A 20,515-nucleotide genomic window follows, 5' to 3' on the forward strand; every position below is an offset into this window, starting at 1 on the left:
GCACCCATCAGTACACCTCGCCGTTTTCGGCTTTGGCAACCAGCGATTCCGGCGGGTTGAAGTGCTCGCCGTACTTGGCCGCAAGCTCCCGGGCCCTGGCCACAAAACCCGGCAGGCCGCCGCTATACCCGTTCATATACTGGAGCACCCCGCCTGTCCAGGCCGGGAACCCAATGCCAAGGATGGAGCCGATGTTGGCGTCCTCAATGCTGCGCAACACCCCTTCATCGAGGCACTTCACAGTTTCCAAGGACTCGGCAAAGAGCATGCGCTCCTTCATGTCCTCGAAGGGAATCTCGGTGGTGCCACCGTAGTTCGTTTTCAGGCCCTCCCAGAGGCCGTTCCTGTGCCCGTCGGCGTAGTTGTAGAACCCCGCGCCGGCCAGCTTGCCCTTGCGCCCGAACTCATCCACCATTGTGTTCACGACGTCCGTGGCCGCATGGTGCTGGTACTTTTGCACACCGCCGTCGGCCTCCAAGCCGGCCTTGGTTTCCTTCTGGATCTTGGCCATCAGCGTTAGGTTCAGCTCATCGGCCAGCTGCAGCGGCGCCGCCGGGTAGCCAGCCTGCAGACCGGCCTGCTCGATGGAGGGTGCGGCAATGCCCTCACCCAGCATGGCGATGGCCTCGTTCATGAACGTGCCGATGACGCGGCTGGTGAAGAAGCCGCGGCTGTCGTTGACAACAATGGGGGTCTTGCGGATCTGCACGGCGATGTCGAAGGCCCTGGCCAGGGTTTCATCCGAGGTGTTTTTGCCGGCGATGATTTCCAGCAGCGGCATCTTGTCCACGGGAGAGAAGAAATGCAGACCAATGAAATTCTCCTGCCCACGCACCCCTTCTGCGAGCGCAGTGATGGGCAGGGTGGAGGTGTTTGAACCAAGAACCGCACCCGCTCCAACAATGTCCTGGATTTCCTGGAAGGCCTTTTGCTTGACCTCCACGTTTTCAAAGACGGCCTCAATCACCAGGTCACAGCCGGCCAGCTCTCCCGCCTCGGCGGTGGGGGTGATTTTGGCCAGCAGCGCATCTGCTTGTTCCTGGCTCGACTGGCCCCTGGCCACGGCTCTGTCCGTGAGGGTCTTGGAGTAGTTCTTGCCACGCTGGGCTGCCTCGAGGGAGACATCCTTGAGCATCACGTCCATACCGCCGCGGGCGCACACATAGGCAATGCCCGCACCCATCATGCCGGCGCCCAGCACGGCAACCTTCTTGGCCGTGTACTTCTCGTAGCCTGCCGGGCGGCTGCCGCCGGCGCTGATGTGGCCCATATCGAAGAAGAAGGCCTTGATCATGTTGGTGGAGACCTGCCCCGTCACCAACTCCACAAAGTACCGCGACTCAATCTCCAGCGCCGTGTCAAAGTCCACCTGGGTACTTTCGACGGCGGCGGCCAGGATGGCGCGCGGCGCCGGGTAGTTGGCACCCTTGAGCTGCTTGCGCAGATTGGCGGGGTAAGCGGGCAGATTTGCCGCGAAAGCAGGCGTATTGGGGGTTCCGCCGGGGATTTTGTATTTGGGCACGTCCCAGGGCTGCACGGCCTCCGGGTTGGCCTTGATCCAGGCCTTGGCCGCCGGGATGAGCTCCTCCACCGTGCCGACCACCTGGTGGACCAGACCCAGCTCATGCGCCTTGGACGGCTTGTACTTCTGCCCTTGCAGGAGCACTTTCATGGTGGCATCAGCAACGCCCATCAGGCGCACGGTGCGGACAATGCCGCCACCACCGGGCAGCAGGCCCAGCGTCACTTCCGGCAGGCCAAGCACCGAGCCCTTGGTGTCTGCGGCAATCCTGTGGTGGGCGGCCAGCGCAATCTCCAGCCCGCCACCCACGGCGGCACCGTTGATGGCGGCAACAACAGGCTTGCCAAGGGTTTCCAGAATGCGCAGCTGAGACTTGATCTGCTGCCCCAGCTCAAAAATCTTCTCCGCGTCCGCAGGGGTGGATGCCACCAGGTCCTTCAGCTCGCCGCCAGCGAAGAACGTCTTTTTGGCCGAGGTCACAATGACACCGCTGATGGAGTCTTTCTCGGCCACCAGGCGCTCCACCACCGCCTGCATGGAGGAGGTGTAATCGGCATTCATGGTGTTGGCCGACTGGTTGGGGTCGTCAATGGTCAGGATGACAACGCCGTCGGCGTCCTGCTCCCAGAGAATGGTGTTCGTGTTCTGGTTCATTGCTTAGACCCTCTCGATCAACGTTGCCACACCCATGCCGCCGCCAATGCACAAGGTGATGACAGCCCTGTGCTTGCCGGTGCGTTCCAGTTCATCCAGCACGGTGCCCAGAATCATGGCGCCCGTGGCGCCCAGCGGGTGGCCCATGGCGATGGCTCCGCCGTTGACGTTGAGCTTCTCATCGGCAATGCCTAGGTCCTTTTGGTATTTCAACACCACGGAGGCGAAGGCCTCATTAATCTCAAACAAGTCAATGTCTTCCACGCCGAGGCCGGCAGTCGCCAGCAGCTTGCGGGTTGCCGGGGTGGGGCCGGTGAGCATGATGGTGGGATCCGCGCCCGAGGTGGCCGTGGCAACAATCCGTGCCCGCGGCGTCAATCCCAGCTGCTCCCCAACGTCAGCGCTGCCCACCAAGACCAGTGCGGCGCCGTCGACTATCCCGGAAGAATTCGCCGCCGTGTGTACGTGGTCAATGGTTTCCACGGCATGGAATTTTTGAAGTGCGACGGCGTCAAAGCCGCCGGCCTCGCCCATGGCGGCAAAGGCGGGGCGCAAGCCGGCCTGGGACTCTGGTGTGGAGTCCGGGCGCATGTGCTCGTCGTGGTCAAGAATCACAAGGCCGTTCTGGTCCCTGACCGGGATCACCGAGTGGGCGAATCGGCCCTGCGCCCAGGCCCGGGCGGCGAGTTGCTGCGAGCGCACGGCGTAGGCGTCGACGTCCACCCGGCTGAAGCCTTCCATGGTGGCGATGAGGTCGGCGCCAATGCCCTGCGGCACAAAGTAGCTGTCGTAGTTGGTGGCCGGGTCCATCGCCCAGGCGCCGCCGTCGGATCCGATGGGTACACGGGACATGGATTCCACGCCGCCGGCGATGATGAGCTGGTCCCAGCCGGAGCGCACCTTCTGAGCCGCCATGTTGACGGCCTCAAGGCCTGAGGCGCAGAACCTGTTGATCTGCACGCCACCCACGGTGTCCGGCAATCCGGCGGCGATGACCGACGTGCGGGCAATGACAGCGCCTTGGTCGCCCACCGGGGAAACAACACCCAGGATCAGGTCGTCTATGAGCTTTTCATCTAGCCCCGGATGCCGAACCCGCAGGGCATCGATCAGGCCCACCACCAGGTCGATGGGCTTGGTGCCGTGCAGGGCGCCCTTTTTGCCGCGGCCGCGCGGTGTGCGGATGGCGTCGTAGATGAATGCTTCGGGTAGTTCGCTCACGCGGGTTTTCCTTCCATTGACGCCTTTGCCCCGGTGGGCAAGGACGGTCGGCAGAACTGTGGTTGTTTACAGCGAGCGGGCTATGAGTTCCTTCATGACCTCGTTGGCGCCGGCCAGCACGCGCAACACTCTGTTGTCCGCATACATGCCGGCAATGGGGTATTCCAGGCAGTAGCCGTATCCGCCGAACAGCTGCTGGCACCTGTCCACCACCTCGGCAGTCCTGTCGGTGACCCAGTACTTGGCCATGGATGCCGTGGCCGCATCAAGGCTGCCGTTGACGTGTTTGGCTATGCAGTCATCGAGAAACACCCTGTTGATGCGGGCAATGGTGGCGCATTCGGCCAGTTCAAAGCGGGTGTTCTGCAGTTCAAAAAGGGGCTTGCCGAAGGCTTCGCGGGTTTTGGTGTATTCCAGTGCCGCCGCCACAGCTGCCTCGCTCATGGCCTGGGCCAGGATGGCTGTGATGAGCCGTTCCTGCGGCAACTGGGCCATGAGCTGGTAAAAGCCCTTGCCTTCCTCGGTACCCAAGACGTTGGCTGCCGGTACCCGCATTGAGTCAAAAAACAGCTCCGAGGTGTCTTGGCCCTTGAATCCAATCTTGTCCAGGTTGCGCCCCCTGCTGAAGCCGGGGGTGGTGTCATTGACCTCTGCCACCAGCAGTGAGATTCCCTTGGCACCTTGGGCTGTGTCGGTTTTGACGGCAATGACAACAATGTCGCAAAGCTGGCCGTTGGAGATGAAGATCTTGGACCCGCTGACCAGGTAGTCCTCACCGTCACGCACTGCCCGGGTGGTGATGGCCTGCAGATCCGAACCCGTGCCCGGTTCTGTCATGGCGATGGCACCAACCCAATCGCCGCTGCAGAGTTTGGGCAGCCATGCCAGCTTTTGCGCTTGCGTGGCGTAGGCGAGCAGGTAGTGGGCCACAATTCCTTCACTGACGGCGAAGCCAAGGCTGCCGGCGCCTGCGGCTGTCTGTTCCTGCAGCAGCAAGGCCATGTTGGCGAAGGTCCCGCCGCCTCCGCCGTATTCCTCGGGGATGGACATCCCGCAAAGCCCCAGCTCGCCGGCCCGCTGATACAGGGCCTTGTCCGGGAAACCCTGGGCGCGGAATTTCGCCTCGAGTGGGGCGACCTCCTTGTTGAAGAAATCCTGGAGCAAGGACGCCACGTCGCGAAGATCGTCATCGATCCACGCTGACGAAAAATCAGTTGTTGACATACCGCCAATAGTTCAGGACTATTGACAACGTGTCAATAGGTGGCGCAAGTCTTTGCTTTCCGCCGTGAAGGAGCAGCCAGTGAATAGATCCGGCGCATATTCGGCCATCCCGTACCCAGTGGCCGATCACCGAGCCAACACCTCGGCGGTTTCCACGGCGGTCATCGCGCACAGACTCAATCGGCGCGGCGAATGGGGCTCCCCCTGCCCCGGGATCTCTGGTGCTGCGGCGGCGGAGCGCACCGGGCCAACACCGTGAATCTGCCCAACCCAGCACCGTTACCCACTGACGCCGCAACTGCCAAGGAGGCGTCCGGCGTCGTACGTGCCGAACCGCGGCGGCAACGTCTGGACCCTGACGAGCGCCGCCAACAAATCTTTGTGTGCGCACGGAAACTCTTCAACGAACACCCCTACGAGGACGTCTCGGCAACGGACATCGCTGCGGCGGCGGGTGTGGCCCGTGGTCTGATCAACCACTATTTTGGGAATAAGCGTGGGCTGTATTTGGAAGTGATCAAGATAAGTTCAACAGTGTCAGAGGTCGCCGTGGCTAACCTGCCCGAGGGTTCCCTGGAGGAACGCATTGATCTGGCAGTGGTCTGGTTCCTCGATTCTTTGGAGAAGTCCGGCGCCATCTGGTTGACGCTGGGCTCTGGCGGGATGGGCCGCGATCCTGACCTGGAGCGGATCCTGATAGCGGCCGAGAATGACTCGATTGAGCTTTTGATAGAGGCCTGCGGGTTGGCCGGGCACACCCGGCACCGTGAACAGATCAGGGCCATGTTCAGGGTCTACGCCCAGCTGGCTCGCAGCGGTGGGCGTGAATGGTTGCTGCGCAAGACCCTTTCCCGTGGCCAGGTTCATGCGCTGCTGACCAGCACCCTGGCGGTGATTGTCGAGAAGGCGGTCCCGGCCATCTGACCCGCCCTCTGAACTGACCCGCAGAAAACGCCGAAAATCGCGCGAAAAGCGTACATTCTCGGCGTTTTCTGCGGGTCAGTTATTAAAGCCGGCCAGTTGAAATGGGGGCGCTGCATGGGCGCGGAACTGTAACAATTTACTGCTCCAGAAACCGGCCAAAGCGGTTGTTCCTGCGGCCGCCGGATAAGATCATTTCAATGCCAGCGGGGCATTGAAATGGCTGCAGGGAAACGGACAAAGAATGAGTGAATCACGCGGGATCATACCCCCCGTTTCTGGAAGCGACTCCTCGGGAACCAAGGTCCTCCTCAGTTTGGCCGCGGCCGTCATTGTCCTTTTCGGTCTAAGCCGCATCTCCTCCATTGTGGGCCCCGTATTTCTGGCACTTGTTCTGACCATCTGCGTTTATCCACTCAAACAACGCCTGATCATTCACGGCGTCCCCGCCGCATTGGCCACCGTATCCACCATTTTGGCTGTCTACGCCATGATTGGGGCACTCATTGCCTCAATCTGGGTTTCAGCCGTGCAGCTGACCCAACTGCTGCCCCAATTCACACCGCAAATCGCCGATATAAGTGCGGAGCTGCGGACCTTTCTGCATGATTCCTTGGGCATTGGCGATGATCAGGTCCGCGCCATCGTGGATTCAATTGATCTGCGGGTTCTCGTGGACACGGCCTACTCCCTACTGGGCAGTACTCTGAATATTGGCTCCGGAACCGTATTCTTGCTGCTTCTGATCATGTTCATGAGCATCGACGCCACCTACTTCCCCACCATCCTCGCCGTCGTGAAGGAAAAGCGCCCCGCCGTCGTGGAGGCCCTGGGTAACTTCGCCAAGCTCTCCCGATCCTTCATGGTGATGACAACCATCTTCGGCGCCATTGTGGCTGTACTGAACCTCATCCTGTTGCTTGCCCTGGGTGTGCCGGGGGCCGGCCTGTGGGCGCTTTTGGCCTTTGTTTGCGGCTTCATCCCATTTATCGGTTTTTGGATCAGCCTGGTCCCGGCCGCCATCATGGCCCTGCTGGCCGGCGGGCTGCCATCCTTCATAGCCGTGGTGGCCTTCTACGGGGTGATCAACTCGCTCATCCAGTCCATCATCCAGCCCAAGTTCGTCTCCGGCCAAGTGAACCTGAACATGACGTTGACGTTCCTGTCAGTCATCTTCTGGTCAGCACTGCTGGGACCGCTGGGGGCGTTGATGGCCGTGCCGCTGTCACTGTTCGCCCGGGCAGTCCTGGTTGACGCGCACCCGCAATCCGCGTGGCTACGGCCCTTCATCGGCGACGTGGCCGAGTCAAAGTCCATGCTGGCGGCCCAACGGGTTGCAGCCAAGGCCGCCAAGGTCGCAAAGCCCGCCAAATCCTGAGAAACGCTATCGCAGCAATGGTGCCATTTTGGCGAACGCTATCGCACCCACTGCGATAGCGTTCGCCAAAAACTGACCATTGCTGCGATAGCGTCTGAAGGGAGGGCGCGTCCGGGGACTATTGCAGGTTTGAGGTCAGCCTGGCCGCGCTGTCCCAGAACTTCTCCCACGACGGGCGCTTGACCCAATCGGCCAATTCCAGCTGCCGGCTGTTGGCCCGGTAGGCGTCCTCCACGGCGCGCATCTGCGCCACAAACGAGGCGCTGTGGATCAGCACGGAGATCTCCATGTTCAACGAAAACGAGCGGATGTCCATATTGGAGGAGCCGATCACGGCAACATCCGAGTCAATGCTGAAGTGCTTTGAATGGAGCACCTCAGGGGCCTTGTACAGGTAAATTTTCACCCCGGCCCGCAACAGCGCCTCATAATACGAACGCTGCGCGTGGTAGACCATGGCCTGATCGCCAATCTCCGACACAAAGAGCTCCACGTCCAAGCCGCGCCCGGCCGCCGTGATGATGGCCAGCAGCACCGAGTCCTCCGGCACAAAGTACGGGCTGGTGATACTGACCCGTTCGGTGGCTTGGTGGATCATGGAGACAAAGAGTTTCAGGTTGTTGTCGTTCTCAAAGCTTGGCCCACTGGGGACCACCTGCGCATCCACCAGCTCCGGTGCCGGGTCCAAGACGATGGAGGAGGTATCCAACTCCAACAACACATCCGTCTCGCTGAACCAGTCGGTGACGAAAACGGCGTCGAGCTCACGCACCACGGGCCCGTGGACGCGCATCATCAGCTCGTGCCAGCGCAGCCCGCGCGCAATATTCTTCTTCTTGTTGTAACTCTCGTGGACCAGATTTTGGGACCCGGTGAAGCCCACTCGCCCGTCCACCACCAGCAGTTTCCGGTGGTTGCGCAGGTCGATTCGCTGCCATTGCCCCCGCCACGGCCGCAGCGGGAGCATGGCGTGATATTCGGCGCCCATGGCGGCCAGCACGGCCAGGGTTTCCTTCCGCCCCGGGTTCATGACGGACGCCAAGTGGTCGCTGAGCACCCGCACGCTCACACCGCGCCGGCAAGCCCGTTCCAGCGCGTCAAAGAACGGTTTCGTGGCCGCGTCGTGCACCAGGATGTAAAACTCGACATGCACATAGCTTTGCGCGGCGTCAATTTCCTGAGCCATGGCGGCGATTGAGCCGTGGTAATCGGGGAGAAGTTCGACGCCGTTGCCTCCCACCATGGGCAGCGCACCCAAGTTGTTGTTGAGGGTGACGAGGGTCGCCAGGCCCTGAGGCCAGTCTTCGAAGTGGCTGAGCTGATCGAGCCCCTCGGTGCGTTCGAGGATCAACTCGTTGACGTGCTTTTGCTTGTCGCGTCGCACCTTGGGCAGACGGTTGAAGCCCACCAGCATGAAGGCGATGATGCCAATGCCGGGGATGAAGATGATTGTCAGCATCCACGCGATCGCCGTCGCCGGCCGCCGTCGAGCGGATATGTAGGCAACTGCCACGGCACCAAGGACCACGTGCAGGCCCAGCATGACCCAGGCAAGATGACTGGCCTCGCCCAACCAATTCAGGATGCTCACGAAACGTTCTCTCCCTCAGGAAAAATGCGCAACAGCGGACTCATTCGAGTCCGCCGTTGCGTCACTATGATCTTGTCAGTTTAAGCCAAGCCGGTCACGAAACTTTGCTGAAGTTCACAATCATGTCGCTCAGCAGGCGCGTACCGTAGCCTGTGGCACCGCGGGGGCGCCACGAATCGTCGGTATCGCTCTTCATGGTCCCCGCAATGTCCAGATGCGCCCAGGGCGTACCCTTGACGAACTCGGAGAGGAACAGTGCTGCCGTGATGGCTCCGGCTGTGGGGCCACCCATGTTGGAAATGTCAGCAATTTCCGAGTTCAGCTGAGGCAGGTAGCGCGTTTCCAGCGGCAGCTGCCAGGCAGATTCCCCGGTTTCATGGGCTGCTGCCGTCACTTGATCAACCAACTCTTGGCTGTTGCCGATGACGACCCCCACCAAGGTGCCCAGGGCAGCCATGGCGGCGCCTGTCAGCGTGGCGACGTCAACAATGGCGTCGGGGCTTTCCTCCATGGCCAGGCTTAGCGCGTCCATCATGACCAGCCGGCCCTCGGCGTCGGTGTTCTTGACTTCGACGGTTTTGCCGTTGCGGGCCGTGAGCACATCGCCGAGCTTCGTGGCCGTGCCCGAGGGCATGTTGTCTGTGCACATCAACCAGGCGCTGACTTCGGCTGTGGCGCCCAGATCGCGCAGCCCGGTCATGGCGGCCAGGACCGCTGCCGACCCGGCCATGTCCATTTTCATGGCCAAGTGCATCGGGTCAGAGGGCTTCAAACTGATTCCACCGGAGTCGTACATGATGCCCTTGCCCACCAGGGCCAGGTGGGCTGTGGGGACACCTGCAGGCTTGTAGCGCAGCACGATCATGCGCGGTTCCTCGTAACTGCCAGCATTCACGCCGAGCAAGCCGCCGCACCCGAGCTCAATGAGTTCAGACTTGCCATAGCTTTCAACTGTCAACCCAAAGGACGGGCCCTGCTCGGAGGCAAAGTTAGCGTACTCGGTGGCTGTCAGGTGCCCGGGCGGATTGTTGGCCAGGTCCCGGGCCAGTGCGGCCGAACGGACCAGCACTTTGCCACGGGCTGCGCCGGCGGCGGCTCCCTCACCGGCGACAACGACTTCAAGGCTCTCCACGGCGATGTCCTTGGGCGCCGTCAACAGTGCCGTGAAGCGGTAGCGGGCCAGCAGGGCGCCCTCCACCGCAGCCTGGGCGGCCACGGCGTCGTCGAGCCCGAGGCCCGCCGGCAGGACCAGCGCCAGCTTGGCATGGCGAGCCGCGGCGCGGGCAAATGCGGCTGAATCGTCGCGCAGCTCGTCAGCCGTGCGGGAGGCACCGTCCCCGGCACCCACCGCAATGACCGCCGTCGCATCCTCACGGGGAAGAACCAAGGTCTGACCGGCTGCACCGCTGAATCCGGCAGCCGTCAAAGCGTCCCTACTCAAGCCCAGTTCGGCGGGCACCTCACCATCGATGGAAACAAAGTATCCGACGGCGGACGCCGCACCGCTGGGCGCTGACGGCGCGGAAACCGTTGGATCACGCTGCAGCGAGGGGGCCGGATCGTACGATTCGGGAATCAATTTAAGGGGCGTATGCGCCATGGGGAAACCTTTTCTCTCGTTATGAAACGCTTGCTAGCTTGCGGGACCCCACGGGATGCCTGTGACAAACCAGAGCACCAGGAACGCCGTCCACATCACGATCAGGACCACGGTGTAGGGCAGCATCATGGCCACAACGGTGCCAACACCGGACTTGGGCCGGTACTTTTGGGCGAAGACCACGATCATGGCGAAGTAGGGCATGAGCGGGGTGACAATGTTCATGGGTGAATCGCCCACCCGGTAGGCGGCCAGCACGGCCTCGGGCTCAATGCCCAGGCGCATGAACAGGGGTATGAAGATCGGCGCCAGGATGGCCCAGGCGGGTAGCCCGCCAGGCATCAGGATGTCGATGATGAGTGCCACGATGACAAAGCCGATCAGCAGCGGGACCGGCCCAAAGCCGGAGGTTTCCAGCCAGTCGGCCATGCCGACGGCGCCCACAGTTGCCAGGTTGGTGTAGGCAAAGTAGGCGATGAACTGGGCAATGACCAGCAGCAGGAAAATCAACCCAGCCAGGTTGGCAAACGTCTTTACGATCGGGTTGATGATGTCCATGCTGTTCTTGATGGTTCCGGCGCCCAGGCCGTAGGCGATGCCGCAGCCCAGGAAGATGATCATGACCAGGAAGATGATGCTGTCCAACAGCGGTGCGGCAACAATCAACGAGCCCGTCTCCGGGTTGCGCAGCGGCCCCCAGGACGGCAGCGAGAGCAGAAGGACGACGGCGGCGATGCCAAGACCGGCGAACATGGCCCATTTCAGGCCCTTCTTCTCCGCAGGTTCCAGCGCGCCGTCCTCGTGCCCGGCTGACGGACCTTCGTAGACGCCCAACCGGGGTTCCACAAACTTATCGGTTAGCACGGTGCACACGATGGTCACCAAAATGGTGGAGGCGATGCTGAAGTACAGATTCGCCGTCACGTCCAGGTTCCTGGCCGGATCCATCATGTGAATGGCCTCGTTGGTGACCTCCGTGAGCATGCCGTCCAGTGGAGTGATCAAAACGTTAACGCCGAAGCCTGCTGCAACACCGGAGAACGCTGCAGCAAGGCCAGCTAGCGGGTGTCGGCCCAAGGAGTGGTAGATCGCTGCACCGAGCGGGATCAACACCATGTAGCCGGCGTCGGTCGCAATGCTGGAGATCACGCCCAGGAGCACTATCACGAAGGTGATCATGCTTGGGTGGGTCACCAGCACCAGCTTGCGAATCAGGGCAGAGATCAACCCTGCCTCCTCAGCCAGGCCCACACCCAGCATGGCCACCAAGATCACGCCAACAACCCCAAAGTTGGTGAAGTTAGTGACCATGGAGGTGAACAGGAAACGGATTCCGTCGGCGTCCAGAAGGCTGCGCACCTTGGTGGTGACGTCGTCGATCTCTCCTGTGACTATGTTGGCGCTTTGGAACGTTGCGCTGGCCCCGGCCCAGGAGAAGACGACCGACAGCACCATGACCGCGCCAATAAGAATCAAGAAGATGACGGCGGGGTGGGGAACTTTGTCCCCCACCACCTCGACACCCGTCAGGAACTTCTCAAGCACTGACTTCTTTTGCGGTTTAAGTTCCGCCACTTTCTCGGCCATGAAGCGTCCGTCCCGACTGTTCCTTTAGCGCTTAGACCAGTGCCTTGGCTTTGAGCTGTGCATACTCTTCCGCGGTGACGGCGCCGGCGTCCAGCAATGCCTTAGCGGCAGCGATCTGCTCGGCAGGGCTTTGGGTGTGCGCCACGCGGCGAACATACTCCTCAGTTTCCTGCTGCGCCTGATTGAGCGAGGCGATGCTGCGCTCGGTCATGCCGCCGCCGCGAACAATGATGTAAATTAGTGCCGTAATGAACGGTGTCACGACGAGGAAGAAGATCCAAATAGCTTTCGCCCAGCCTTTCAGGGCCGAGTCGCGGAAGAGGTCGGCAACAATCTGGAAAAGCAAAACTAGGTAAGACAAAAACAAAAAGAAGATAATGATGGACCAGAGAGTTTCAAGGAAGTTCATTTTTTACCCCAGAATCTGTTGAATGGACAGGGACCACGTTAGTGCCCTGAGAGTGATTCAAATGCTCACATTGCCGTGTTTCCCTGCCACATTAGCAGCTGATATCCCGTCGGCGCTCTTTGGGTTGTCACAATTTCTCAACGGTTTGGGGCCGCGTTCGGATTGTTCTGCGGCAATCAAGAAGTTAGCCTTTGCTTATGAGCGAAATCGCCGTCATGCTGACAATTCTGGCCATCACTATTGTCATCTTCGTATGGAACAGGTTCCCCGTCGAGTTAGTGGCGATAGGTGTTGCATTAGTTCTCTTTGCCACCGGCATCATTGATATAGATGATGCCTTTTCAGGATTCGGTTCCCAAACAGTTGTCTTGATTGCCGCACTCTTTGTGGTGGCGGAGTCCATTGATGCTGCCGGAATCACCACCTGGATGGGTGGTTTATTGGTCAAGTTTGCCGGAGACAGCAGGCCACGTCTAATAGCGCTGATCATGCTTTTTGCCGCCTTCCTAACAGCAGTCATCAGCGTCAATGGTGCAGTGGCCGCACTATTGCCCATGGTTGTTGTGTTGGCCGTGCGGCTGGGCCGGGAACCTGGTCAATTGCTCATGCCCATGGCCTTCGCCGCCCATGCGGGCTCCTTGCTTGTTTTGACTGGTTCTCCTGTGAACATTTTGATTCTCGAAGCTGCCACGGACTCCACTGCCCGGGGCATTGGCTTCTTTGAATTCGCACTTGTCGGTTTGCCACTGCTCATTGGCACCATTGTGGTGGCCATATATTTCGGGCCCAAACTTCTGCCGAAACGCGTGCCCGAAGACTCGCCGAAGGACCTCAGCAGCCATCCCAAGGTCCTACTGGGCCACTACTGGCCCGCCGAGCACGATCTCGTCCGGCTCCTGGTTCCGGCAGGCAGTCCACGCGTTGGCGCCAAGGTTGCCGGGGTGCTGCCCGCTACCCGTGGCGGTGTGCACCTGCTCAGCGTGCAAAGCGCCACCGGAAAACCTCTGCCCTCTGACATCTTGGGCGCCGGGAGCTACCTTGTGGTGCGCGGAACGGCCAGCGAAATTGCCGACTTTGCTACTGAGTATGAACTGAATGTCGAAACCACCAGTGGACGCGAAGTCGCCTGCGGTTTGGTGAGCAAATCATTCGGCGTTGCCGAGGTATTGGTGGCGCCCCGCTCGAATCTGATCGGCACCAGCGTCTATCCGGGCATGGTCACCGAGAGCGGCTCCCTGGTGGTCTTGGCGCACCAGCGAGCCGGTAAGAACCCGGAATCCGGAGCTAGCCACGTCAAAGCAGGTGACACCCTTTTGCTCCAGGGAAGCTGGAATGCTCTGGATCAGCACACCCGGGACCAAAACGTGTTGCTGGTGGACTCCCCCGACGCCATCCGGCGCCAAACGGTGCCCCTAGGACCCGGCGCCCTTCCGGCACTCGTCATCCTAGTAGCCATGGTGATTATGATGACCACCAATATTGTCCCGGCGGCAGTGGCGGCGCTACTGGCAGCCATGGCCATGGTGCTTAGCCGCGTGGTCACAGTGAGCCAGGCCCACAGGTCCATGTCGTGGCAGACACTAATCTTGGTGGCTGGCATGATTCCGCTGTCGGCGGCCATCACCAAAACCGGTACCGCAGAAATGTTGGCCAACGGCATTGTTTACCTCACCGGCGGCAGCAGTCCGTATGTGCTGCTGCTGGGCATTTTTGTTGTCACGGCCGTACTGGGACAGCTCATTAGCAACACTGCCACCGCCCTGATCATCATCCCCATCGCCCTGTCAGTGGCCGGTGAGGCTGGCCTGTCGCCTCTCACCGTGTTGATGTGCGTGAGCGTGGCCTCCTCGGCCGCCCTACTGACTCCCATCGCCACCCCCGCCAATATGATGATCATGCGCCCGGCGGGGTACAAGTTTGGCGACTACTGGAAGTTTGGTTTGGTGATTATGGCCCTGTACGTGGCCGTGGCCGTGTTCCTGGTCCCAGTCTTCTGGCCCTTCTAGCCGCCCCCCTCCTCATCTGACCCGCAGAAAACGCCGAAAAAGTCCTCGGAATCGAGGATTTTCGGCGTTTTCCGCGGGTCAGATGTCATGAGGGCCGGGAAACAAGAAAGTCCCCGATCCGAAGATCGGGGACTTTCTTTTCTATCGTTGCGGGGACAGGATTTGAACCTGTGACCTCCGGGTTATGAGCCCGGCGAGCTACCGAACTGCTCCACCCCGCGATGTGTTTATTACTTTACGCTGCCCCGGTCCCGGGTGCCAAACCGAACGCACGTGACCTTCGTCTCCCACCCTGTTCACCCTGTGTTTACGCGAATTTCACCCCACCCAACAAAAAGGAGCAGGCCCCCTCACCGTGAAGTGAGGGGGCCTGCGACCACGCAACTACGACGTCGTCGCTAGGGTTTAGGGCTCGGCGTTGCGGTGGCAGATGGCGCCGGTTTTGCGGGCGCACCTTCAGCGGCCAGGGCTGCCGTGAGTGCCGTCTCCAGACGCTTCTGGGCTTCGCCATATGCTGCAAAGTCGCCCTTGGCCAAAGCTGCCTGGCCCTGCTTCAGGGCTGCGCTGGCGTCGGTGAGGGCCTTTGCGAGGGCGGGGTTGGCACTGGCAGTTGGGGGCTCATCACCTCCCGTGGAGCTACCACCGCTCCCTTTGCTCTTATCCACGCCGGCATCGCCTGCGGCTGCGCCGGAGTCACCACCAAAGAGCCTATCCAATGCCTCATCCAGAGTGTCCGCATAGCCAATCTTGTCACCGAAAGCCACCAGGACCTTCTGCAACGTGGGGTATGAGGTTGAACCCGTTGACTGCAAATACACGGGCTGAACGTACAACAGTCCCCCGCCCATGGGCAGCGTCAGCAGGTTGCCGTTTTTGACCTCCGACTGACCCAAGGTCAGGATGTTCAACTGATCAGAAACTGTGGGGTCCGTCTGGAATGTATTCTGCACCTGACCCGGGCCGGGAACCTGCGTGTCGACAGGCAGTTCGAGCAACTGCAACTTGCCGTAGTCAGGTCCCTTAACACCCTTGACCTTGCCAGCATCACCGTTTGCGGCCATGAAGCCATACAGCACGTTGCGCGAATCGGTGCCAGTCACCTTCTGAGGAATAAAGTCAGTGGTCAACGAGAAGGCAGTCTTCTCGGCGCCCGGCATCTTCAACGACAAGTAGTATGGCGGTTGCTTGTCAACAGCCTTTGTGGTGGGGTCATCCGGGATGCTCCACGCCTCAGTATTCTTGAAGAATTTGTCCGGATCCGTCACGTGGTACTGACCCAGCAGCTCACGCTGAACCTTGAAGATATCTTCCGGGTAACGCACGTGGGACATGACGTCGCCCGACATCTCCGTCAATGGCTTCACGCTTGTGGGGAAAACTCTCTGCCAGGCCTTCAGGATCGGATCCTCGGCGTCCCAGGCAAACAGCTCCACCGAACCGTCGTAGGCATCCACTGTGGCCTTGACCGAGTTGCGAATGTAGTTGACCGAGGCGTTGGGCAAGGGCGCCATGCCGTTGGTCTCTGTCAAGGAATCCGTGGTGGCCTCTTGCAACTGCTGCTGCTGGGAATACGGGTACTGAGAACTTGTGGTGTAGCCATCCACAATCCACTTGACCTTGCCATCAACAATGGCCGGATAAGGGTTGCCATCGATCGTCAAGTACGGGGCCACCTTCGCTACGCGCTCCTCCGGTGTCCTGTCGTAGAGTACCTGCGACTCCTCATTGACGCCGTTGGTCAGCAACAAATCCGTTGACTGGAACTTCAATGCGAACATGAAGCGGTTGAACCAGTTGCCCACATTCGGACCCGCATCGCCGGTGAAGGTTGTCAGGGCCTCGGAGGCGGGATCCTCGGCTCCACTGGCGGTGGAACTCCCTTGTGGGCGGTCCAGCTCAATGGGGCCCGTCCCCTCCGGGGCGCCAACAATGGAGTAGTCAGTGGTCGACTGGCCGAAGTAGATGCGCGGCTGATAGCTGCTATCAGTGCCCAACACACCTTTGGAGGGCACCCCCGACTGCATGAACTTGGGTTTTCCATCGGAGGTGACAGTGTTGCCGTACGCGGCAACCATGCCGTAACCGTGCGTGTACACCAGGTGCTGGTTATACCAATTCTGCTGTGCAGGATTAAGGCCCTGCGGGTTCAATTCACGGACGGCAATGACTGCATCTTGAACCTTGCCGTCAACGGTGTACCTGTCCACGTTAAGTGTCTTGGGGAACTCGTAGTAGGGACGGTACTGCTCCAATTCCCGGAACGTTGCCGAGAGCAGGTTCGGGTCAAGTAGGCGGATGTTTGCTGCAGTGTCGGCGTCCTTACGCAGGGCACCGGCCTCCACCGTCGTGGTGGCGTTGTAGGGGGTGACGGCGATGTCGGAGAGCCCGTAGGCCTCGCGGGTCATCTCGATGTTCCGGTCAATGTATGTGGCTTCCAGGTTTCCCTGCGAGGGCTTCACCTGCCATTCCTGCACGGCCAAGGGGTAGATTCCGCCGGCAACAATGGCTGTCACGGCAAGCATGCCCGCACCAATCAACGGCAGCTTCCACTTGCCAATGAACGCGGCAACAATGAACAGGATCGCCACGATGATGGCGGCGGCAGCCAAGATGGCCTTGGTGGGGATGACAGCGTTGACGTCGGTGAACATGGCACCTGCCCGGTATCCGTCGTTGTCCTGCAAGGTGGCATAGCGGCCCAACCAGAAGTTGACGCCCAAAAGAATCAAGAAGACGCTGGCCATGACGGCCATGTGGATCTGTGCGGCGCGGGAGGTGAAGATGCCACGCTCGGTCAGCCGGATGGCGCCGTAAAGATAGTGCGTGAGCAGGCCCGCAATGAAGGCAATCACTGTGGCACTAATGAGCATTCCCACAACAAAGCCAAGGAACGGCAAAGTGTTGGTATAAAAACTGATGTCCAAACCAAATTGGGGATCTGTGGTGCCAAAAGGGACCTGGTACAGGAACAGCATGACCTTGTCCCATTGGGCCATGGCCGCCGTGCCGGCAAACAAACCAAAAACCACCGGCAGACCAATCATGACCACGCGGCGGATGGGTTCCAACTGCACCTGATAGCGGTTGAGGTTGTCCTCGCGGGCACTGTCCGGGGCGTAGATGGGCCGGGCCTTGTACGCCAGCCGGATGGAGAAGAACACAGCCAGTCCCATGATGAGGAAGGCAGCCAAGAAGATCAACAGCTTGGCAATGCGCTCAGTCCAATAAACTTCGGAATAGCCGATCTGGTTGAACCAGAGCAGGTCCGTGTAGACGCCGGAGAAAAGCACAACGCCAACCACCAGGGCCGCCACAACAATAATGGTTGGCAGCAGGGCACTGCGACGCTTGGGCCGGGTGGAATTGCTCGGCGACGGGGCTGGGCGGGATGTCACTCTCTACCTCTTACTCAAGTGGTGGATCTATAAGTTGCCGGTGCTTCTACTTAGTACTGTCTCTTGTTGCTACGAACAGGTACTAATCAAAGTTCCTTAAGATGCGCAATTGTTACTTGCAGCTGGGCAGTGCCGAACCGTCTTTGCCCGAACCAATCAGCGATACAGCCTCATATGCTTCATCGAGCGTATCGACCTTAATAACCTGCAGACCATCGGGAACATGTCCCACAACGTCACCACAGTTGGCGCCCGGTGCCAAGAAGTAGTCGGCCCCGTTTTGTTCAGCGCCCACCATCTTTTGGGCGATCCCACCAATGCCGCCAACCTTGCCAACGGGGTCAATGGTTCCGGTGCCGGCAAATTTCTTGCCACCGGTGAGCTCGCCAGGGGTCAAATTGTCCATGATGCCGAGCGCGAAAATCATGCCCGCGCTGGGGCCGCCAATGTTCTCCAAGGAAATCTTGACGTCGAAGGGAAAATTGAAAGTGTTTTGTGTGGTGATGCCCAACAAGTATTTGCCGCCATCACCAATTTTTGGTGTCAGGGAAACAGTCTTCTCGGCCCCGCCGCGCAGCACACGCAGCTCAGTGGGGGCGCCTTTGCCGTCGGCCAGCACCTCTTGCACCACCGAAAGGTCGGTGATTTTTTGTCCAGAGATGGTGAGCAGGACGTCGTCGGGCTTCAGGATACCCGAGGCGGCGCCGTCGTCGGGGATGGAGGCCACCGACAGATTCGTCTGGAAGGGGATGCTCAGGGCCGTCAGGGCTGCGGCCGTGGCATTTTCCTGTGACCCAGTCATGGCTGCGGAGTTCTCACTGTTGACGCTTTCCTGGCTGACACCCGGGGCGTAGATGAGCTCGGCCGGGTACACGGTGTGCGACGGCGTGAGCCAAGACTGCAGCGCATCGAGGAAGCTGATCCTGCTGTCGGGCAAGCCGCCACTCAAATGAACCGTTGTGAGATCCAGGCTGCCGGAGGTGGCTGGAAAGTTTTCGTGGCCGGAGATGGTGATGATGGGCTTGCCATCGAACTTGCCTATCGTGTTGATGGCGGGGCCCGGAGACTCAATCACATAAGGAACGGGGATGGTCATGGCGGCAACCGCCAGCACCACCGACAAGACTCCGGAGACAAGCATCAGGGAGAATCTCTTGTCCCGAATGGTGCTCGACGACGGCGCAGTCTCTAGTATCTCCTGGCTCAAAACTGTGACCTTTCCAAGCTCATTTGGGCCTTGCCGACACCCACGAAAAAGCGGGCGCCAACCACCAAGCTTACTGTGTCTCATTGTGCCGCACGTGTGCCCGGGCTGAGAGTAGACAGTGAGTATTTCTGCGCGTGGCCACGCGTCGAATAACCCTTTGCCTGTAGCGAACAATCACCTTCTCCGGGGCGACAACTCAAGGCCGCGGCGGTAACGTGAAGTATTCAGCGTCCACGCCAACGAACGGGCCATCATGTCTTCCACACCAGCCAACAACGACGACGACACCCCGAAGGATCCCCTTCAGGAAATGCTCGCCAACCTTTTAGGCGGCCAGGGCATAGAAGGCTTTGACCCTGCCGAACTGGCCAAAGCGGCTGGCCTGCCCTCCGATCCGAACGCGCTGGCGCAAATGTTTTCCCAGGTTCAGGCGATGATGAGCGGCTCCTCCGACACCCCCGTCAACTGGGAACTGGCCCGCGACTCCGCCCGCAAGGCAGCAGCGGGCGACGACCCCTCAGTAACCCCCGCACAGCAGCAGGCCGTGGATGAAGCATTGCGCCTGGCCGAAATGTGGTTGGACCCGGTCACCGATCTAGCCGCAACCGCCATCATTGGCCGCGCGTGGTCGCGCGCAGAATGGGTGGAGGAAACCCTCGGCACCTGGCAGCGGTTGACGGAGCCTGTGGCCAACAGCATCGCCTTTGCCATCTCCAAGGCCATGAACGATCAACTCCCCGAGGAAATGAAGTCAGCCATGGGTGGCGCTGCATCAATGATGCAGAACATGGGTGGCGCCTTGTTTGGTTTGCAGCTGGGGCAGGCTGTTGGCGCCCTGGCCAAGGAAGTGCTCGGCTCCACTGACATCGGCATCCCTCTGGCTGATCTCCAGATGGCCCTTGTCCCATCGAACATCGTGGCATTTGGTGAAGGGCTGGAAGTGCCCGAGCAGGAGATCCTGCTGTATCTGGCTCTGCGCGAGGCAGCCCATGCACGCTTGTTTGTGCAAGTGCCATGGCTGCGCGGCCACCTGCTGGGAGCCATCGAATCCTATGCTCGCGGCATCCACATCGACATGTCCCGGATCGAAGACTTGGCCCAGAACCTTGATCCATCCAATCCCGAGGCCCTGCAGGCTGCCCTGTCCCAGGGTGTCTTCATGCCGGCACGTACACCCGAGCAGGATGCCGCCTTGACCAAGCTGGAAACAGCTCTGGCCCTCGTTGAGGGCTGGGTTGACGAGCTCAGCTTTGAGGCCGCAGCGAACCTGCCGGCAGCCGCAGCCATCCGCGAAACCATTCGCCGCCGGCGCGCAACGGGCGGACCGGCCGAGCACGCTTTCGGCTCGCTGGTCGGTTTGGAACTGCGCCCGCGCCGACTCCGTGAGGCCGCTGACTTGTGGGCGTCCTTGAAGGAGCAGCGCGGCATTTCCGGCCGTGACGCCATTTGGGCGCACCCCGATTTGCTCCCGACAGCAGCAGACTTGGACGATGCGGCAGGCTTCAGCGCCCGCCGCAGCCTCGAGGACGCCTCCGATTCCGACGTGGATGCTGCGCTGGCCAAGCTCCTTGACGGCGGTTTTGATGACGCACCCTCCGCCGACGCCCCCTTTGACGACGCCGAGCCAGACGTCGCTCCGTCCGGCGACGCCGAGCCCGATTCCGGTGAGAGCAGCCCACAGGACCCCGATACGGACAAGAAGTAAGCGCCGATTTTCGGCTGCGGGGGGGGGGGGGGGGGGGGGGGGGGGGGGGGGGGGGGGGGGGGGGGAGGGAAGAAAAAAAAAACAAGCGCGTCAAC

14 protein-coding genes and 1 tRNA gene are annotated in these 20,515 nt (G+C 60.5%); 5 read left to right on the top strand and 10 right to left on the bottom strand.

Going from position 1 to position 20,515, the window contains the following annotated elements; all coding sequences use genetic code 11:
* Positions 1-7: 7 nt before the first annotated feature.
* From ACX80E_RS14685 to ACX80E_RS14695, 3 genes are all read right to left on the bottom strand, one after another.
* Positions 8-2,176: a 3-hydroxyacyl-CoA dehydrogenase NAD-binding domain-containing protein gene (locus tag ACX80E_RS14685; protein ID WP_459302764.1), complete on the bottom strand. Its 2,169-nt coding sequence runs from the start codon at positions 2,174-2,176 to the stop codon at positions 8-10.
* A 3-nt stretch (positions 2,177-2,179) separates the two neighbouring features.
* Positions 2,180-3,397 (bottom strand): acetyl-CoA C-acetyltransferase, encoded by a 1,218-nt coding sequence (locus ACX80E_RS14690; RefSeq protein ID WP_459302765.1) that lies wholly within the window; start codon positions 3,395-3,397, stop codon positions 2,180-2,182.
* 66 nt (positions 3,398-3,463) lie between these two features.
* Positions 3,464-4,621 carry an acyl-CoA dehydrogenase family protein gene (locus ACX80E_RS14695; protein WP_459302766.1) on the bottom strand — a complete coding sequence of 386 codons (1,158 nt, stop codon included), beginning with the start codon at positions 4,619-4,621 and terminating at the stop codon, positions 3,464-3,466.
* Between the two features lie 79 nt (positions 4,622-4,700).
* Here ACX80E_RS14695 and ACX80E_RS14700 point away from each other — a divergent pair, with 79 nt between their 5' ends.
* The 3 genes from ACX80E_RS14700 (at position 4,701) to ACX80E_RS14710 (ending at position 6,920) form a co-directional block, all read left to right on the top strand.
* The gene (locus tag ACX80E_RS14700) at positions 4,701-4,880 is read left to right on the top strand and encodes a hypothetical protein (RefSeq protein ID WP_459302768.1); all 180 of its coding nucleotides are present in this window, start codon (positions 4,701-4,703) and stop codon (positions 4,878-4,880) included.
* Positions 4,877-5,545, top strand: coding sequence for a TetR/AcrR family transcriptional regulator (locus ACX80E_RS14705; RefSeq protein WP_459302769.1), 669 nt, complete (start codon positions 4,877-4,879; stop codon positions 5,543-5,545). The genes ACX80E_RS14700 and ACX80E_RS14705 overlap by 4 nt, the downstream gene beginning before the upstream one ends.
* Positions 5,546-5,786: 241 nt before the next feature.
* The gene (locus ACX80E_RS14710; protein WP_459302770.1) at positions 5,787-6,920 is read left to right on the top strand and encodes an AI-2E family transporter; all 1,134 of its coding nucleotides are present in this window, start codon (positions 5,787-5,789) and stop codon (positions 6,918-6,920) included.
* Positions 6,921-7,038: 118 nt separating this feature from the next.
* Here the strand turns inward: ACX80E_RS14710 and cls are convergent, their stop codons facing one another.
* The 4 genes from cls to ACX80E_RS14730 form a co-directional block, all read right to left on the bottom strand.
* The gene (cls, locus tag ACX80E_RS14715) at positions 7,039-8,463 is read right to left on the bottom strand and encodes a cardiolipin synthase (protein WP_459302780.1); all 1,425 of its coding nucleotides are present in this window, start codon (positions 8,461-8,463) and stop codon (positions 7,039-7,041) included.
* 142 nt (positions 8,464-8,605) lie between these two features.
* Complete coding sequence (locus tag ACX80E_RS14720) at positions 8,606-10,111, bottom strand: leucyl aminopeptidase (protein WP_459302772.1); 1,506 nt, start codon at positions 10,109-10,111, stop codon at positions 8,606-8,608.
* A gap of 33 nt (positions 10,112-10,144) precedes the next feature.
* Positions 10,145-11,698 (bottom strand): AbgT family transporter, encoded by a 1,554-nt coding sequence (locus ACX80E_RS14725; protein ID WP_459302773.1) that lies wholly within the window; start codon positions 11,696-11,698, stop codon positions 10,145-10,147.
* A gap of 31 nt (positions 11,699-11,729) precedes the next feature.
* The gene (locus ACX80E_RS14730) at positions 11,730-12,107 is read right to left on the bottom strand and encodes a hypothetical protein (protein ID WP_459302774.1); all 378 of its coding nucleotides are present in this window, start codon (positions 12,105-12,107) and stop codon (positions 11,730-11,732) included.
* Between the two features lie 197 nt (positions 12,108-12,304).
* On the opposite strand from ACX80E_RS14730, the gene ACX80E_RS14735 reads away from it, so the two are divergent.
* Positions 12,305-14,113 carry an SLC13 family permease gene (locus ACX80E_RS14735; RefSeq protein WP_459302775.1) on the top strand — a complete coding sequence of 603 codons (1,809 nt, stop codon included), beginning with the start codon at positions 12,305-12,307 and terminating at the stop codon, positions 14,111-14,113.
* 147 nt (positions 14,114-14,260) lie between these two features.
* On the opposite strand, the gene ACX80E_RS14740 is transcribed toward ACX80E_RS14735, so the two are convergent.
* The 3 genes from ACX80E_RS14740 to ACX80E_RS14750 all read right to left on the bottom strand — a co-directional run bounded on the left by ACX80E_RS14740 (position 14,261) and on the right by ACX80E_RS14750 (position 18,715).
* A tRNA-Met gene (locus tag ACX80E_RS14740) sits at positions 14,261-14,334 on the bottom strand.
* Positions 14,335-14,511: 177 nt separating this feature from the next.
* A complete protein-coding gene (locus ACX80E_RS14745; RefSeq protein ID WP_459302776.1) occupies positions 14,512-17,508 on the bottom strand; it encodes a UPF0182 family membrane protein in 2,997 nt (998 codons plus the stop codon).
* Between the two features lie 112 nt (positions 17,509-17,620).
* Positions 17,621-18,715, bottom strand: coding sequence for a YlbL family protein (locus ACX80E_RS14750; RefSeq protein WP_459302777.1), 1,095 nt, complete (start codon positions 18,713-18,715; stop codon positions 17,621-17,623).
* 253 nt (positions 18,716-18,968) lie between these two features.
* Between ACX80E_RS14750 and ACX80E_RS14755 the strand changes: the two genes are divergently transcribed.
* Positions 18,969-20,420 carry a zinc-dependent metalloprotease gene (locus ACX80E_RS14755; RefSeq protein WP_459302779.1) on the top strand — a complete coding sequence of 484 codons (1,452 nt, stop codon included), beginning with the start codon at positions 18,969-18,971 and terminating at the stop codon, positions 20,418-20,420.
* Positions 20,421-20,515: the final 95 nt, after the last annotated feature.

It is taken from the genome of Arthrobacter sp. TMN-49 (assembly GCF_054511095.1).

Coding starts and splice junctions, on each gene's coding strand:
- ACX80E_RS14685 (WP_459302764.1), bottom strand. CDS start 2,176: ATGAACCAGAACACGAACACCATTCTCTGGGAGCAGGACGCCGACGGC.
- ACX80E_RS14695 (WP_459302766.1), bottom strand. CDS start 4,621: ATGTCAACAACTGATTTTTCGTCAGCGTGGATCGATGACGATCTTCGC.
- ACX80E_RS14710 (WP_459302770.1), top strand. CDS start 5,787: ATGAGTGAATCACGCGGGATCATACCCCCCGTTTCTGGAAGCGACTCC.
- cls (WP_459302780.1), bottom strand. CDS start 8,463: ATGCTGGGCCTGCACGTGGTCCTTGGTGCCGTGGCAGTTGCCTACATA.
- ACX80E_RS14720 (WP_459302772.1), bottom strand. CDS start 10,111: ATGGCGCATACGCCCCTTAAATTGATTCCCGAATCGTACGATCCGGCC.
- ACX80E_RS14725 (WP_459302773.1), bottom strand. CDS start 11,698: ATGGCCGAGAAAGTGGCGGAACTTAAACCGCAAAAGAAGTCAGTGCTT.
- ACX80E_RS14730 (WP_459302774.1), bottom strand. CDS start 12,107: ATGAACTTCCTTGAAACTCTCTGGTCCATCATTATCTTCTTTTTGTTT.
- ACX80E_RS14735 (WP_459302775.1), top strand. CDS start 12,305: ATGAGCGAAATCGCCGTCATGCTGACAATTCTGGCCATCACTATTGTC.
- ACX80E_RS14755 (WP_459302779.1), top strand. CDS start 18,969: ATGTCTTCCACACCAGCCAACAACGACGACGACACCCCGAAGGATCCC.